We start from the raw sequence: 16,390 nt of genomic DNA, 5'->3' as shown, positions 1-16,390 counted from the left end.
ATACTTGACGGATGACCAGGGTCATCGCGGGAAGCGCAGGCGGGCGGAGGCTCGCCGTACCACCGGGTCGGGACACCCGGCCGACCAGCGACCGGGCCCGGGAGGGCCTGTTCTCCACCGTGCAGGCGCTGCTCGGCCCCCTCGACGGGCTGCGCGTCGCCGACCTGTTCGCCGGATCCGGCGCGGTGGGCCTCGAAGCGCTCTCCCGGGGCGCGGCGCACGCGCTGCTGGTCGAGTCGCATCCGCGCGCGGCCAAGGTGATCAGGCAGAACGCCGACGCGCTCGGCCTGCCCGGCGCGCAGCCCTGCGCCGACCGGGTCGAGCGGCTCGTTCGCCGTCCCCCCTCCGCGCCGTACGACCTGATCTTCGCCGATCCGCCCTACGCACTGGGGGACGAGGCCGTCACCGCGCTGCTGGAGGCGCTGCGCGACAACGGGTGGACCGCCCCGGACGCGCTGGTCGTGGTCGAGCGGTCCGTGCGCGGGGCCGCGCTGGCGTGGCCCCCGGGCTACTCCGCCGAACGCGACCGGAGTTACGGTGAAGCGGTGTTCTGGTACGGCCGCACCGACGGGTGACGCCCGGCCGGCCGGTTCAGCGGGACCGGCCGGGGCAAGAGGGGAGGGGCAGGGCAAGGCCCAAGGGCAGGGCTGAAGGCGGGACGTAGGGCCAGGGCACGGCGGCCGGGCCGAAGGCCGCGGAGTCCGTCTTCCGCCGGCACCAGGATGAGTGATCGTTTCAGCTTCGGGGAGCTGGTCGGCTTGAGGTCCGGTATCGACAAGGCCCTGGGACGGACCTGGATCCTGGCGCTGCTGATGGGCCTGGCGCTCATGGTCAACGTCACCTACGTCCAGGGCTTCGAGGCGCAGAACCTGCGCGACGACGCGCTCAACGGCCGGCAGTACGCCGAGCGCGACAAGATCGACCGCGGCCCGATCGTCGCCGGCGGCGAGCGGCTGGCCTGGTCGGTGCCGGTTGCGGGCAAGCGCTTCCAGCGCCGCTACAAGGAGAGCGCGATCTTCTCGCCGATCACCGGCTACTTCTCGCTGTTCTCCCAGACCGGCCTGGAGAGCGCCGAGAACCACGTGCTCGACGGCACCGACCCGCGGCTGGCCACCACCGACCTGGTCAACCGGATCATCGGCAAGCGGGTCGGGGGCGGCACCGTGGAGACCACGATCGACCCCAAGGCCCAGCGGGCGGCCTACGCCGCGCTCAAGGGGAGCGGGGCCCGGCGCGCCGCGGCCGTCGCGATGGACGCCCGCACCGGGGCGATCCTGGTGATGGCCTCCACCCCGTCCTACGACGCCAACGACGTGGCCGTCCCCGACGCCAAGAAGGCCCAGGCCGCCTTCACCCGGCTGAACGCCCAGCCGCTCAAGCCCCTGCTCAACAAGGCGGCCAACGAGGTGTTCCCGCCGGGCTCCACGTTCAAGACGGTGGTCGTGGCGGCCGCCCTCGCCGCGGGCTCGTCCGGCGACGAGCAGGTCAGGGCGGGCCGCAGCTACCGTCCGGCGGGGGCGGGGCAGGCGATCAACAACGACGTGGGCGACATCGGCGGCCAGTGCGACCTCCCGGCGATCCCCCTGATCGACTCCTATGCCCAGTCGTGCAACACCACGTTCGCGTTCATGGGTGCCGAGAAGCCCGGCAACACCGCCGTCGCCGAGCAGGCGGCCCGCTTCGGCTTCTACCACGGGATCGGGGCCGGGAAGGGCCTGTCCGGTGCCGCCAGCTCGTTCCCGAAGACCGACCAGCCCTCGCTCAGCGCGCTCGGCTCGATCGGGCAGGGCAGCACGGTCGCGACCCCGCTCCAGATGGCGCTGGTCGCCTCGGCCGCGATCAACGACGGCAAGGTCATGCGGCCGTACCTGGTCGGCAAGGTCCGCGGCCCGGACGGGGCGGTGGTGGACGAGACGTCCGCGAGCAGGCTCTCGCAGGCGCTGACCTCCGGTCAGGCGGCCGAGCTGCGCGCGATGATGCGGGCGGTGATCACCAAGGGCACCGGCAAGCGGCTCCAGGGCGGTCCGATCGCCGGCGGCAAGACCGGCACCGCCGACATCGAGAACGCCGGCTACAACGACCGCTGGTTCATCGGCTTCGGACCGAAGACCGACCCGCGCTACGCGGTGGCGGTCATGACGGAGGCCGACGGGTACGGGATCGAGTCGGGCCCGATCGCGGCGGACATCATCGGACGACTGGGCGGCTGAGCCCGGGTGAAGGCGGCTTCGGGACGGTTTGGTACGGTCGCGCCGCAGGCGCCCACCTGCACAGAAGGTCACTCGCAAGGATGGAGTCCCTCGTGCGCCGTGTCGTTTGTCCCGGCTCATTCGATCCCGTCACCAACGGACATCTCGACATCATCAGCCGCGCCTCCCGGCTCTTCGACGAGGTGGTCGTCGCGGTGATGATCAACAAGACCAAGCAGGGGTTGTTCACCGTCGACGAGCGCATCGAGATGCTCGGCGAGGTGACCAGGGAGTACGGCAACGTCAAGATCGACAAATGGCACGGGCTGCTGGTGGACTTCTGCCGGCAGAGCGACATCCCGGTGATCGTCAAGGGCCTGCGCGCGGTCAGCGACTACGAGTACGAGCTCCAGATGGCCCAGATGAACCACCGCATGGCGGGCGTGGAGACCATGTTCATGTCGACCAACCCGCTGTACTCCTACCTCTCCTCGTCCCTGATGAAGGAGATCGTCAAGTACGGCGGGGACGTGTCCGGGCTGATCCCCGATCCGGTCCACGAACGGCTCGTCAAGCGCCTCCAGGAGTCCTGACCCGGTCCGGCCCGAGGGGCGGGGGTCCGGGCACGTGCCGTCGTTCGGTACCCTGGACAGCGGCCGTGAACGACGGTCGTCATTCGCCATGCCTCACGAAAGCAGGAATCCGCTGTCCCGCCTCGATCCCCACGCCCCGCTCGTGCTCGATACCCGAGCGCTGAGCAGGCAACCCGGATCGTCGAAGGAGAAGCGCCTGTCCGTGCCGGCTCCGGAGAATTTCGGCGTCGAGATGCTCGGCGTCCCCGAGGGTGCGGCCATCGAGCTGGAACTGCGGCTCGAGGCGGTCCTGGAGGGGGTGCTGCTCACGGGCACCGCGACGGTCCCCCTCGAAGGGGAGTGCGCGCGCTGCCTCGACCCGATCGCCTCGAGCTTCGAGGCGGACTTCCAGGAGCTCTTCGTCTATCCTGACACCCGCTCCGGCGGGAATGCGGGCGACGACGAGCTGCGCCTCGAGGACGACCTGATCGACCTCGAGCCGCTGCTCCGGGACGCGGTGGTGCTCGCGCTGCCGCTGTCCCCGCTGTGCCGGGACGACTGTCCCGGCCTGTGCACGGAGTGCGGTGCCAGGCTGGCCGACGCCGGACCTGACCACCACCATGATGTCGCCGACCCCCGGTGGGCGGCGCTCAAGGGCCTGACCGGCGATGTCCCGCGTACCGACGCGGAGACGGAGCCGGGCTCCCCCGACGCGGGGAGCGGGGGATAATCTTCCCCCGCAGTCCATTCGACCCACGATACGGAAAGCAGGAGGGCTGACGTGGCCGTCCCCAAGCGCAAGAAGTCGCGCAGCAACACGCGGCACCGGCGTTCGCAGTGGAAGACCGCGGTTCCGACCCTGGTCGACTGCCCGACCTGCCGCGACAAGAAGCTGCCCCACACCGCGTGTGCGACGTGCGGCACCTACGACCGGCGGCAGGTCATCGCCCCGTCGGCCTGAGCTCTTTCGCATCCTGGGGGGCGGATCCGCGTACGTGACGCGGCCCGCCCCTCAAGGTGCCGGGCATCGACCACCCGGCGGGTGACGTCGGCGTGGTGACCGGCAGAGGACCGGAGCCCGGAGCCGTGGTGCACGCCGGGATTGACCACCGGCGCGCACCTCGTCTTCGAGGACCTCTCCTCCCGCCGTGCGTCCGCGCCCCAGGCCGTCACGCGCCATGACGGCGACCGCGCACCCCGCGGCGCCCGGCCTGTGAGGAGGGCCTGTGAGCGGTAAGAAGTCCGGTCCGGTGCCGGATCGCGCGGAACTGAGCAGCGCGCTCGGCGTGGAGGTCACCGCTTCCCTGCTCGAACGGGCGCTTACGCACCGTTCGTACGCCTATGAGAACGGCGGCCTGCCCACCAACGAGCGCCTGGAGTTCCTGGGCGACTCGGTGCTGGGGCTCGTCGTCACCGACACCCTGTTCCGGGGGCACCCCGACCTTCCCGAGGGGCAGCTCGCCAAGCTGCGCGCCGCGGTGGTCAACATGCGGGCCCTGGCGGGCGTCGCCCGCTCCCTGGGCGTCGGCGCCCACATCCGGCTCGGCCGGGGCGAAGAGGGCACCGGCGGCCGGGACAAGTCCTCGATCCTCGCCGACACGCTGGAGGCGCTGATCGGCGCCGTCTATCTCGACCAGGGCCTGGACGAGGCGTCCGCCCTGGTGCACCGGCTCTTCGACGGGCTCATCGCCCGCTCGGCGGGGCTGGGCGCGGGCCTCGACTGGAAGACCTCGCTGCAAGAGCTGACGGCGGTCGAGGAGCTCGGCGTGCCCGAGTACCACGTCGCCGAGAGCGGCCCCGACCACCAGAAGACGTTCCGCGCCTCGGTACGGGTCGCCGGCACCACCTACGGGGCGGGCGAGGGCCGCAGCAAGAAGGAGGCCGAGCAGCACGCCGCCGAGGCCGCCTGGAACGCGATCCGCGAGATCGTCGTGGCGCGCGACTCCGGCTCCTCCTCCGACGGCGGGGCCGGGGTCGGGACCGGCGGCGACGGCATCCGCCCGGCGGGTCCGGCCGGTGCCTGAGCTGCCCGAGGTCGAGGTCGTCCGGCGGGGGCTCGAACGCTGGGCGACCGGCCGGACGATCGCGGCGGCCGAGGTGCTGCACCCGAGGGCCGTCCGCAGGCACGAGACGGGTCCGGCCGACTTCGCCGGGCGGCTCGCCGGACGCACCGTGCGGCCTCCGCGCCGCCGCGGCAAGTACCTGTGGCTGCCGCTGGCCGACGACGCCCCGCACGAGGCCCCAGAATGCGCGCTGCCCGCCGGGACCGGGTCCGGCGGCGGCGGGGAGGGGCGGGCGCCCGCGGAGGCGCTGCTGGCGCATCTGGGCATGAGCGGCCAGCTCCTGGTGGGCGAGCCCGACCGCGAGCGGGAGAAGCATCTGCGGGTGCGGATCACCTTCACCGACGGCGGTCGCGACCTGCGCTTCGTCGACCAGCGGACGTTCGGGCACCTCATGGTCTCCGACCTCGTGCCCGACGCCGTCACCGGCGGCGGTGGCGGCGCGCCGGTCCCCGCGACGATCGCGCACATCGGCGCCGACCCGCTGGAGGAGGCGTTCGACGAGGAGGCGTTCTTCCGCGCGCTGCGCCGCCGCCAGACCGGCCTCAAGCGCGCCCTGCTCGACCAGTCGCTGATCAGCGGGGTGGGCAACATCTACGCCGACGAGGCGCTGTGGCGGGCCCGGCTGCACTGGGCGCGGCCCACCGAGACGCTCACCCGGGCCGAGGCGGGCCGGGTGCTCACGGCGGCGCGCGAGGTCATGTCGGCCGCGCTCGCGGTCGGCGGGACGTCCTTCGACAACCTCTACGTCGACGTCGACGGTGAGAGCGGCTACTTCGAACGGTCGCTCGACGCCTACGGGCGGCGGGACGAGCCGTGCCGCCGCTGCGGCACGCCGATCCGCCGCGACGAGTTCATGAACCGCTCCTCCTACAGTTGCCCGACGTGCCAGCCGCGTCCACGCCGCGCGCGCTACTAACCGAACGGACCCCACGATGGACGACCAGACCGTACGCTTGACCGCTTGGGCCCGCGGCCGGGTGCAGGGCGTGGGCTTCCGCTGGTGGGTCCGGGCCCGTGCCCTGGAGCTCGGTCTGGACGGCAGCGCCACCAACCTGCGGGACGGACGGGTCGAGGTGGTGGCCGAGGGGCCGCGCGCGTCGTGCGAGCGGATGCTCGAACTGCTGCGCGGTCCGGGCACGCCGGGGCACGTCGCGGGGGTCGCCGAACGGTGGAGTGAGCCGCGCGGAGAGGCGCCCGGTTTCCTGGAACGGTGATCGGGTAGGGAATTCCGGTTTGTACCTGCTAAACTAGTGCCGACAGGTTGTTACCGGCCCGTGATGTGCGTCTTGACCAGGACACTGGCCGGTGCGACTCTAGACGATACGCGCACCAACCTCGGTTGCTCTTTGTGCGCGATCCCTGCTGGTTACTCAGCGTGGAGGACCTTTAGTCATGGCGAAGGCTCTACTCGGCCACGTCGGCGGTCCCGACCCCCGGATGGTCGCGGAGATGCGGCGCCTTCAGCAGCGCGTACGTGATCTGGAAGCCGAGCTCGTGCGGCTTCAGGCAGAGAACGACGCGCTCGCGACGGCTCCGGACGACGACGTGATGTCGCTCGCAGTGAAGGAACGTGAACCGGCGCTGACCTGATCGGCGCCTTTTTCGAGAACCAGGACAGGGACGCCGTGTGAAGGCGTCCCTTCTTTTTGCCCGCCGCTTCGGCGGGCGCCGGGCGGCGGCCCGGAAGGGCAGGCGGCCGGGCACGGCGTGTCCGTTACGCCCTACCTGACATCCGCCGAACATTCCGCCCGCCGGCCGGGGGTCCACCCGGCGGCGGGTCCGTTCGGCCACCCCGCGAACGGGCCGCTGGGCCCGCGACCCGCCCGCGACGACCCAAGCCGCGATCTTCCCGATCCCTCGATTTCCCGTATCCGGTCCGGTTGCCGGGCTCGCGGGGCCCCGGCCGGTATCGTTCGACGGGCTCCCGGGCGTGCGCCGGGACGGGACGGGGGCGCGGCGGCCTCCCGAGGAGGCCCACCGGTCCCGGTCGAGGCAGGACGTCAGGGGGAAGCGGCCCCCTGCGCCATTCCCGGAGGAGGACGGCGAGCGCGTGTATCTGAAGAACCTGACGCTGCGCGGCTTCAAGTCCTTCGCGTCCTCCACCACGCTGAAGTTCGAGCCGGGCATCACCGCCGTCGTCGGCCCGAACGGGTCGGGCAAGTCCAACGTCGTCGACGCGCTCGCGTGGGTGATGGGGGAGCAGGGCGCCAAGTCGCTGCGCGGCGGCAAGATGGAGGACGTCATCTTCGCCGGCACCGCCAGCCGGGCGCCGCTCGGGCGGGCCGAGGTGGTGCTGACCATCGACAACTCCGACGGCGCGCTGCCGATCGACTACACCGAGGTCAAGATCAGCCGGCTGATGTTCCGGTCGGGGCAGAGCGAGTACGCGATCAACGGCGACCCGTGCCGGCTGCTCGACATCCAGGAGCTGCTGTCGGACTCGGGCATCGGCCGCGAGATGCACGTGATCATCGGGCAGGGCCAGCTCGACCGGGTGCTGCACTCGGGCAACGAGGGGCGCCGCGCGGTGATCGAGGAGGCCGCCGGGGTCCTCAAGCACCGAAAGCGGAAGGAGAAGGCGCTGCGCAAGCTGGACGCGATGCAGGCCAACCTGACCCGCGTCCAGGACCTCACCGGCGAGCTGCGCCGCCAGCTCAAGCCGCTCGGCCGGCAGGCCGAGCTCGCGCGCCGGGCGGCCGTCATCCAGGCCGACCTGCGCGACGCGCGGATCCGGCTGCTGGCCGACGACCTGGTGACGCTGCGCACCAGGCTGGAGCAGGAGGCCGCCGACGAGGCGGCGATCCGCGCGCGCCGCACCGAGACCGAGCGGGCCCTGGCGGGGGCGCAGGAGCGCGAGGCCGTCCTGGAGGCCGAGGAGACCGCCGAGGCGCCCAGGCTGGCGCAGGTCCAGGACACGTGGTTCCGGCTGTCGGCGCTGAAGGAGCGCCTGCGCGGCGTCGCCGACCTCGCCGCCGAACGGCACCGCAACGCCTCCGAGGCGCGCGACGAGGAGCGGCGCGGCCGTGACCCCGAGGACATGGAGCGCGAGGCCGCCGGGATCCGCGAGCAGGAGGAGATGCTGCGCGCCGCGCTCGACGAGGCCGAGGACGCGCTGGCCCGCGCGGTCGAGGAGCGCTCGGGCGCCGAGGAGGCCCTCGGCGCCGAGGAGCGCCGGCTCCAGGCCGCCGTCCGCGCCGCCGCCGACCGCCGCGAGGAGCTGGCCCGGCTGCGCGGCCGGGTCGAGGCGCTGCGCAGCAAGGCCCAGGCCGGACGGTCCGAGATCGGCCGGCTCGCCGACGCCCGCGACGAGGCCGGGCAGCGCGCCGAGGGCGCCCAGGCCGAGTTCGAGGCGTTCGAGGCCGAGGTCGTCGAGGACCCGGAGCTGGCCGCCGAGCACGAGGCGGTCCAGGAGGCCCTCGCCACGGCGAAGGACGCGGCCGAGGCCGCGCGGGCGGCGGTCGACGGGCCGCGCCAGGAGCTGAAGGACGCCCGCGCGGCGGTCACCGCGGCCCGTTCCGCCGACCAGGCCGCGCAGAAGCGGGTCACCGCGCTCGGAGCCCGGATCGAGGCCCTCGACCTGACCCTGGCGAGCGCCGCCGACGGCGGCGAGGCGCTCCTCGCCGCCGCTGCGGACGGGTCGATCGCCGGGGTGCTGGGCACGGTCGCGTCGCTGCTGACCGTCCGGCCCGGGTACGAGACGGCCGTGGCGGCGGCGCTCGGCAACGCCGCCGAGGGCATCGCGGTCGGTTCGCTCGACACCGCCGAGGCGGCCCTGGCGCTGCTGCGGGACCGCGACGCCGGACGGGCGGGACTGGTGGTCGGCGGCGGCGGCGCGGCGAGGGCGCCGGAGGTCCCGGGCGTCGACCGAGCGATCGACGCGGTGACCGTCCCCAACGCCGTGCGGCCCGCGCTGGAGCACCTGCTGGGCGACGTGGCCGTGGTGGACGACGTGGCCGCCGCCGCCGGGCTCGTCCGGCGCGAACCGGGCCTGCGGGCCGTCACCCGCGGCGGTGAGCTCGTCGGCGCGCACTGGGCGCAGGGTGGCGGTGGCGGAGCAGCGCAGAGCCTGTTGCAGATGCGCGCCACGCTCGACCAGGCGACCGAGGATCTCGCCGCCGCCGAGACCGCCGCCGAGCAGAGCGCGGACGCGCTCACCGGCGGCACCGAACGCGAGCAGGCCGCCCAGGGCGAGCTCGACGAGGCGCAGGCGGCCGTCACCCAGGCGCAGGCCGGGGTCAACCAGGCCCAGTCCGAGCTCGACCGGGTGCGGTCCCGGGTCCGCGAGTTCGACGCGCGGGCCGCGCAGGAGGCCAAGCGCGCCGCCCGGCTTGAGGCCGACGTCCGCGCCGCCCGGGGCGAGGCCGAGCGCCTCACCAAGGCGCTGGACGCCGCGGGCGAGTCCCTGGAGAGCGACACCGCGGCGGCCGAGGAGCTGGCGGTCCGGCTGGCCGAGTCCGAGGAGGCCGCGGAGGTCGCCGAGGAGGCCGGGTACGACACCGGCGCCCGCGACGAGCTGAACGCCCGCACGCAGGAGCTGCGCTCCGCCGAGATGGAGTCGCGGCTGTCGGTCCGCACCGCCGAGGAGCGGGTCCAGGCGATCACCGGCCGCGCCGACGCGCTGGAGCGCGGGGCCCGCCGCGAACGGGAGGAGCGGGCCCTGGCCGCCCGCCGCCGCGCCCGCCGCGAGCAGCAGGCCAGGATCGCCGAGGCGGTCCTGAAGGGCAGCCGGTTCGCGCTGCGGGGCATCGAGACGTCGCTGGAATCGGCGATCGAGCGGCGCGAGGCGGCCGAACGCGCCCGCGCCGCCCGTGAGGCCGAGCTCAGGGTCGTCCGCACCCAGGTGCGCGACCTGTCGGGCACGCTCGAACGGCTGGTCAACGTGGTCCACGGCAACGAGGTCGCGCGCGCCGAGCAGCGGCTCCGGCTGGAGCAGCTCGAGCAGCGGGCGCTGGAGGAGTTCGGGCTGGAGGTCGGCTCGCTGGTGGCGGAGTACGGGCCCGACCAGCTCGTCCCGCCGACGGGCCCCGAGGCCGAGTCCGAGGACGCGCGGCCCGTCCCCTTTGACCGGACGGTGCAGGAGAAGCGCGCCAAGGCCGCCGAGCGGCAGCTCAACCAGCTCGGCAAGGTCAACCCGCTGGCGCTGGAGGAGTTCGCGGCGCTGGAGGAGCGGCACGCCTTCCTCACCTCGCAGCTTGAGGACCTCAAGAAGACCCGCCGCGACCTGCTCGACATCGTCAAGGAGGTCGACGACCGGGTGCAGGCGGTGTTCGCCTCCGCCTACGAGGACACCGCCCGCGAGTTCGAGCGGATCTTCGCGCGGCTGTTCCCGGGCGGCGAGGGCAGCCTGTCGCTCACCGAGCCCGACGACCTGCTCGCCACCGGCGTCGAGGTCGCCGCGCGCCCGCCGGGCAAGAAGGTCAAGCGGCTGTCGCTGCTGTCGGGCGGCGAGCGGTCGCTGGTCGCGATCGCGTTCCTGGTCGCGGTGTTCAAGGCCCGCCCGTCGCCGTTCTACGTGCTCGACGAGGTCGAGGCGGCGCTGGACGACACCAACACGCAGCGGCTGATCACCGTGTTCGAGGAGCTGCGCGAGTCGTCCCAGCTGATCGTCATCACCCACCAGAAGCGGACGATGGAGGGCGCCGACGCGCTCTACGGCGTCAGCATGCGCGGCGACGGCGTCACCCAGGTCGTCAGCCAGCGGCTGCGCGAGCAAGAGCCGGCCTGACCGGCGCCGTCCGGGAGCACGCGCGCATCGCGCATCACGCTGCGGGCCGGGGATCCGGAGGAGGCGGCGGACGGGCTCGGCCGCTGGATCGCCGCCGCTGCCCGGCCGGCCGGGCGGAATTGGTGATCCGGAGGGCTGGAAATTCCATCTTGATCAACAACTGTCGTCGCCCCGAACGCGCCCCGCGTTCCGGGACGATCACAAGACCGCGTGACCGGTGGACGAGCGGAGTGTGTTCGGCGCACCGGTGCCGGTCTGGAAAACTGGGGTGGTTATGGAATATCTGATCCTCATCGCCGGGCTGGCCGCCCTCGCCCTGATCGTCGGCGGCGTCGTGTTCCTGCGGCCCGGCCGCCGCAGGCCCCGCCCGCCCGTCGAGCCCGCCGAACGGCCCGCCGACATCCTCCCCGGCGGGGCCACCGCCGCAGGGGCCACGGATCAGGAGGCGCCCACCGCCGAACGGGCGCCGCCGGCCGCCGCGGCGACCGCTGCGCCGCCCGCGGTCGAGATCGAGCGGCCCCCGCCCGGCGCCGGCCGGCTGGTCCGGCTGCGCGCCCGGCTCGCCCGCTCCCAGAACACCTTCGGCAAGACCCTCCTCGTCCTGCTGGCGCGCGAGACGCTCGACGACGACGCGTGGGAGGAGATCGAGGACACGCTGATCACCGCCGACATGGGCGCCGCGGTGGCCCGGCAGATCACCGACGACCTGCGCACCCGGGTCCAGGTCCTCGGCACCCGCAGCCCCGCCGAGGTGCGCGGCCTGCTCAAGGAGGAGCTGGTCAAGCAGATCGGCGCCGACCTCGACCGCACGCTGCACACCGAGCCGCACGGCAACAAGCCGGCCGTCGTGATGGTCGTCGGGGTCAACGGCACCGGCAAGACCACCACCTGCGGCAAGCTGGGCCGGGTGCTGGTCGGAGACGGCCGCACCGTCCTGCTCGGCGCCGCCGACACCTTCCGCGCCGCCGCCGCCGACCAGTTGGAGACGTGGGGGTCGCGCGTCGGTGCCCAGGTCGTCCGGCGCGACGAGGGCGCCGACCCGGCCAGCGTCGCCTTCGACGCGGTGAAGCAGGGCATCGACAGCAAGGTCGACACCGTCATCGTCGACACCGCCGGCCGGCTGCACACCAAGACCGGGCTGATGGACGAGCTCGGCAAGGTCAAGCGGGTGGTCGAGAAGCAGGCCGAGGTCGACGAGGTGCTGCTGGTCCTGGACGCGACCACCGGCCAGAACGGGATGCAGCAGGCCCGCGTGTTCGCCGAGGTCGTCAACATCACCGGCGTGGTGCTGACCAAGCTCGACGGCACCGCCAAGGGCGGCATCGTCGTCCAGGTGCAGCGCGAGCTCGGCGTCCCGGTGAAGCTGGTCGGCCTGGGCGAGGGCCCCGACGACCTCGCGCCGTTCGAGCCGGAGGCCTTCGTCGAGGCGATCCTGGGCGACTGACCGCCCGTCCCACCCGTCCCGTACGTCACCGACGCCCCGCGCGCATCATGCGATGCGCGCGGGGCGTCGCTTTTGGTGAATCTTTAATCCGGCCGTATCGGCGGCGGAATAGGCGATGTGAGGACTCGGAAACATCGTCGAAACACACCCGGGTTGGGTTTCACATAGTGGAAACGCAAGGGCCTTTCAGGTGAAACCGCCACGGAAGAGTCTCTGGAGCAGTTCAAGTTCCCTGCGAGGAGGGACTCTTCCCGAGATGAAGATCGATAGCGGTAGCACCGCCTGGATGCTGACGAGTGCCGCGCTCGTCCTGCTGATGACACCGGGCCTGGCCTTCTTCTACGGAGGCATGAGCCGGGCCAAGAGCGTGCTCAACATGATGATGATGAGCTTCGTCAGCATCGCCGTGGTGGGCATGCTCTGGGTCGTCTACGGCTATTCCCTCGCGTTCACCGGCGGCGGGCTCAGCTCGTTCATCGGCGGGTTCGGCGACTGGGGCCTGGTCGGGCTGGAGAAGGTGACGACGGCGGGCGACGGGTCCGGCATCCCGCAGCTGGTGTTCGTGGCGTTCCAGGCCACCTTCGCCATCATCACCGTCGCGCTGATCAGCGGCGCCGTGGCGGACCGTGCCAAGTTCGGGGCCTGGGTCGTGTTCACCCTGGTCTGGGTCACCCTCGTCTACATCCCGATCGCGCACTGGGTCTGGTGGTCGGACGGCAAGGACGGCGGCGCGTCCGGCTGGCTCTTCGACCTCGGGGCGCTCGACTTCGCGGGCGGCACGGTGGTGCACATCAACGCCGGCGTGGCGGCCCTGGCCCTGGTGCTGGTCCTCGGCAGGCGCAAGGGCTGGCCGAAGGACCCGATGCGCCCGCACAACCTGCCGTTCGTCCTGCTCGGTGCCGGGCTGCTGTGGTTCGGCTGGTTCGGGTTCAACGCCGGCTCGGCGCTCGGCGCCGGCGGCACCGCGGCGGTCGCCTTCATCAACACCCTGGTCGCGACCTGCGCGGCGGCCTTCGCCTGGATCGTGGTGGAGAAGCTCCGCGACGGCAGCTCCACCACGCTCGGCATCGCGTCCGGCGTGGTGGCCGGCCTGGTCGCGATCACCCCGGCCTGCGGCTTCGTGACCCCGCTTGGCGCGATCGTCATCGGCCTGGCCGCCGGCGCGGTCTGCGCGTTCGCGGTCAGCCTGAAGTACAAGCTCGGGTACGACGACTCGCTCGACGTGGTCGGCGTGCACATGGTCGGCGGCATCGTCGGCGCCCTGCTGATCGGCATCCTGGCCACCACCTCGGTGAACGACGCGGGCGCGGACGGCCTGCTGGCCGGCGGCGGGCTCGGGCTGCTCGGCAAGCAGGCGGTGGCGGTCCTGGCGACGCTCGTCTACTCCTTCGTCGTGACGTTCGTCATCGCCAAGGTCATCGACAAGGTGATGGGCTTCCGGATCAGCGAGGAGGACGAGATCACCGGCATCGACAGCGCCGCGCACGCGGAGACCGCGTACGACTTCGGCACCGTCCGCACCGGGGCGACCGCCGCGGTGCCCCCGTCCGCGCCGGTCGGCGACGGGACTCCCAAGAAGGTCGAGGCACAGGGATGAAGCTCATCACGGCGGTCATCAAGCCGTTCAAGCTCGACGAGGTCAAGACCGCTCTGGAGGCGTTCGGGGTCAGGGGCCTGACCGTCAGCGAGGCCAGCGGCTTCGGCCGGCAGAAGGGGCACACCGAGGTCTACCGGGGCGCCGAGTACAAGGTGGACCTGGTGCCCAAGCTGCGGGTCGAGGTCCTGGTCGACGACGAGGACGCCGAGGACATCATCGACGTCGTCGTCAAGGCCGCCCGCACCGACAAGATCGGTGACGGCAAGGTCTGGGCGGTCCCGGTGGAGACGGTGGTCCGCGTCCGCACCGGCGAGACCGGCCCGGAAGCCCTGTAGGGAGCGGAGTGGTCCTCGCTCACGGAACGCCCGGCCCGCCCGCCTCCGGCCGCGCCACCGGCACCACCGGCGGCGGCGCGGCCCAGGCCGCCCGGGCGGTCCGCGCGGCCCTCGCGGCGGCGCGGACCGGCCGCTCCGACGACCTCGACCGCTGGCTCACCGGCCTCCTCGCCGCGCCCGGCCTCGAGGACGTCGCGCTCGTCGCGGTGGGCGGCCACGCCCGCCGCGAGCTGACCCCCGGCGGCGACCTGGACCTGGTGCTGCTGCACCGAGGCCGGGCCGACGTCGCCGAGGTCGCCGACCGCGTCTGGTACCCGGTCTGGGACTCCGGGCTGCGGCTCGACCACTCGGTCCGCACTCTGCACGAGGCCCGCACCGTCGCGCGCGGCGACATGAAGGCGGCGCTCGGCCTGCTCTCCGCCCGCCGCGTCGCCGGGGAGCACGCGCTCGTGGACGAGCTGCGCGCCGCCGTCCTGGCCGACTGGCGCGCCGACGCCCGGGTCCGCCTCGCCGAGCTGGCCCGGATGTGCCGGGCACGCTGGGAGACGCAGGGCGAGCTGGCGTTCCTCCTCGAACCCGACCTCAAGGAGGCCCACGGCGGCCTCCGCGACGTGCACGTCATGCAGGCGGTGGCCGCCTCCTGGGTGGCGTCCGCCCCGGACGAACGCGTCCGCGCCGCCCACGACCTCCTGCTGGACGTCCGGCACGTACTGCACGACGCCACCGGACGCTCGTCAGACCGCCTCGTCCTCCAGGAACAGGACGCCGTCGCGCAGGCCCTCGGCCTGCCCGACGCCAACGTGCTTCAGCGCGCCGTCACCGAGGCCGCCCGCACCATCACCTACGTCGGCGACAACCTCTGGCGGCGGGTCGAACGCTTCTGCGCGCCGCGCGCGCCGGCGGCCGTGTCCGTCCCGGCGTCGGGGGCCGCACCAGGACGGCGCGGCGTCGAGCGCAGGCCCGTCGGCGACGGCGCCGTCGAGCACGAGGGCGAGGTCGTCCTCGCCCGCGGCGCCGACCTGGACGACCCGGCGCTGGTGCTGCGCGTCGCCGCGTCCGCCGCGCAGGCCGGCCTGCCGCTCGCCCCCGCGACCGTCGACCGGCTGGCCGAACGCGCCGCGCTCCCGGCGCCGCCCTGGCCCGCCGCGGCCCGCGACGCCCTGGTGTCGCTGCTCGGCGCGGGCCCCGCCGCCATCGGCGTCTGGGAGGCCCTCGACCAGGCCGGGCTGATCGTCCGGCTGCTCCCCGAGTGGGAACGCGTCCGCAACCGGCCCCAGCGCAACCCCGTGCACCGCTTCACCGTCGACCGGCACCTCGTCGAGGCCGCCGCCGGAGCCGCCGCCCTCACCCGCGAGGTCGCCCGCCCCGACCTGCTCCTGATCGGCGCCCTGCTGCACGACATCGGCAAGGGCCATACCGGCGACCACTCCGTCAGCGGCGCCGGCGTCGCGCGCACCATGGCCGTCCGGCTCGGTTTCGAGGACGGCGACGTGCGCGTCCTCGAAACGGTCGTCCGCCGCCACCTGCTGCTCCCCGAGACCGCCACCCGCCGCGACATCGACGACCCGATGACCCTCCGCACCGTCACCGCCGCCGTCTCCGCCGTCCCAGGCCGCGCGGGCGAGACCATCGAGCTCCTCGCCGCCCTCGCGATCGCCGACGGCAGGGCCACCGGCCCCGCCGCCTGGGGAGCCTGGAAGGCGCGCCTCGTCGCCGAGCTGGCCCGGCGCGCCACCGCGGCCCTCTCCGGCGGCACGCCCCCGCCCGCGCCCGTGCTCACCCCCGGGCAGCTCGCCCTGGCCCGCCACGACGGGGGATCGGTCCGCGTCGTCGGGTCCCGCGTCACGATCTCGGCCCCCGACCGGCCCGGCCTGCTCTGGCGCGCGGCGGGCATCCTGGCCCTGCACCGCCTCGTCGTCCGGACCGCCCGGGCGGTCACCGCCCCCGGCGCCGAGACCGCCGTCCTCGACTTCACCGCCGTCCCCGAGTACGGCACCCCGCCCGACCCCGCGACCCTCGAAGCCGACCTGCGCCGCATGCTCGCCGACCGGCTCGACGTGGCCGCCCGCCTCGACCGGCGCGCGCGGGCCGTCCGGATCCGGCCGGGCGCCACCGTCCCGCCGCCCCGCGTGACGATCGTCGACGACGCGTCCAGCACCGCCACGGTCGTCGAGGTGCGCGCGCACGACCGACCCGGCCTCCTGTGGCGCATCGGCCAGGCCCTGGGCTCCTGCGGCCTCCACGTCCGCGCCGCCCAGGTCGACACGCTGGGGGCCGAGGCGGTGGACGTCTTCTACGTGGTGGACGGGACGGGCCGCCCGCTCACCGAGCCCGCCGCGCTGTCGGCCGCCCGCACCCAGGTCATGTCCGCGCTCCGCTAGGGCGCGGGCGCCGTCCGGACGGCCCAGGAGATCCGCTGTGCTCGGGCGGGCGGGACCCGGCCGTCGACCCGATAGTCTGATAGG

General features: G+C 73.7%; 14 protein-coding genes. All 14 read left to right on the top strand.

Annotated features, from left to right (window positions below):
• Positions 1-11 precede the first annotated feature (11 nt).
• The 14 genes from rsmD to QP090_RS05690 all read left to right on the top strand — a co-directional run bounded on the left by rsmD (position 12) and on the right by QP090_RS05690 (position 16,306).
• Positions 12-575 (top strand): 16S rRNA (guanine(966)-N(2))-methyltransferase RsmD, encoded by a 564-nt coding sequence (rsmD, locus tag QP090_RS05755; RefSeq protein ID WP_285937420.1) that lies wholly within the window; start codon positions 12-14, stop codon positions 573-575.
• A gap of 147 nt (positions 576-722) precedes the next feature.
• Positions 723-2,210 carry a penicillin-binding transpeptidase domain-containing protein gene (locus QP090_RS05750; protein WP_285937419.1) on the top strand — a complete coding sequence of 496 codons (1,488 nt, stop codon included), beginning with the start codon at positions 723-725 and terminating at the stop codon, positions 2,208-2,210.
• 92 nt (positions 2,211-2,302) lie between these two features.
• Entirely contained in the window at positions 2,303-2,782 is a 480-nt protein-coding gene (gene coaD / locus QP090_RS05745) for a pantetheine-phosphate adenylyltransferase (RefSeq protein WP_285937418.1), read from the top strand.
• Between the two features lie 88 nt (positions 2,783-2,870).
• Positions 2,871-3,491, top strand: coding sequence for a YceD family protein (locus tag QP090_RS05740; RefSeq protein WP_285937417.1), 621 nt, complete (start codon positions 2,871-2,873; stop codon positions 3,489-3,491).
• Between the two features lie 51 nt (positions 3,492-3,542).
• Positions 3,543-3,722, top strand: a complete 180-nt coding sequence (rpmF, locus tag QP090_RS05735) for a 50S ribosomal protein L32 (RefSeq protein WP_285937416.1) — start codon at positions 3,543-3,545, stop codon at positions 3,720-3,722.
• Positions 3,723-3,987: 265 nt separating this feature from the next.
• Entirely contained in the window at positions 3,988-4,785 is a 798-nt protein-coding gene (gene rnc, locus QP090_RS05730) for a ribonuclease III (protein ID WP_285937415.1), read from the top strand.
• Positions 4,778-5,740 carry a bifunctional DNA-formamidopyrimidine glycosylase/DNA-(apurinic or apyrimidinic site) lyase gene (gene mutM / locus QP090_RS05725; RefSeq protein WP_285937414.1) on the top strand — a complete coding sequence of 321 codons (963 nt, stop codon included), beginning with the start codon at positions 4,778-4,780 and terminating at the stop codon, positions 5,738-5,740. The genes rnc and mutM overlap by 8 nt, the downstream gene beginning before the upstream one ends.
• Positions 5,741-5,756: 16 nt before the next feature.
• Positions 5,757-6,038: an acylphosphatase gene (locus QP090_RS05720; protein ID WP_285937413.1), complete on the top strand. Its 282-nt coding sequence runs from the start codon at positions 5,757-5,759 to the stop codon at positions 6,036-6,038.
• A 178-nt stretch (positions 6,039-6,216) separates the two neighbouring features.
• Positions 6,217-6,414, top strand: a complete 198-nt coding sequence (locus QP090_RS05715) for a hypothetical protein (RefSeq protein ID WP_160819579.1) — start codon at positions 6,217-6,219, stop codon at positions 6,412-6,414.
• A 460-nt stretch (positions 6,415-6,874) separates the two neighbouring features.
• Entirely contained in the window at positions 6,875-10,549 is a 3,675-nt protein-coding gene (gene smc / locus QP090_RS05710; protein ID WP_285937412.1) for a chromosome segregation protein SMC, read from the top strand.
• A gap of 274 nt (positions 10,550-10,823) precedes the next feature.
• On the top strand, positions 10,824-11,993 hold the full coding sequence (gene ftsY / locus QP090_RS05705; RefSeq protein ID WP_285937411.1) for a signal recognition particle-docking protein FtsY: 1,170 nt from the start codon (positions 10,824-10,826) through the stop codon (positions 11,991-11,993).
• Between the two features lie 256 nt (positions 11,994-12,249).
• Positions 12,250-13,590: an ammonium transporter gene (locus QP090_RS05700; protein ID WP_285937410.1), complete on the top strand. Its 1,341-nt coding sequence runs from the start codon at positions 12,250-12,252 to the stop codon at positions 13,588-13,590.
• The gene (locus QP090_RS05695; protein ID WP_285937409.1) at positions 13,587-13,925 is read left to right on the top strand and encodes a P-II family nitrogen regulator; all 339 of its coding nucleotides are present in this window, start codon (positions 13,587-13,589) and stop codon (positions 13,923-13,925) included. Before QP090_RS05700 ends, QP090_RS05695 begins: the two co-directional genes overlap by 4 nt.
• 8 nt (positions 13,926-13,933) lie before the next feature.
• Positions 13,934-16,306, top strand: a complete 2,373-nt coding sequence (locus tag QP090_RS05690; protein ID WP_285937408.1) for a [protein-PII] uridylyltransferase — start codon at positions 13,934-13,936, stop codon at positions 16,304-16,306.
• The last annotated feature ends 84 nt before the right edge of the window (positions 16,307-16,390 follow it).

The organism is Actinomadura xylanilytica (assembly GCF_030283145.1).
Taxonomy (GTDB): domain Bacteria; phylum Actinomycetota; class Actinomycetes; order Streptosporangiales; family Streptosporangiaceae; genus Spirillospora; species Spirillospora xylanilytica.
This window is presented reverse-complemented; position numbering and strand designations above follow the sequence as displayed.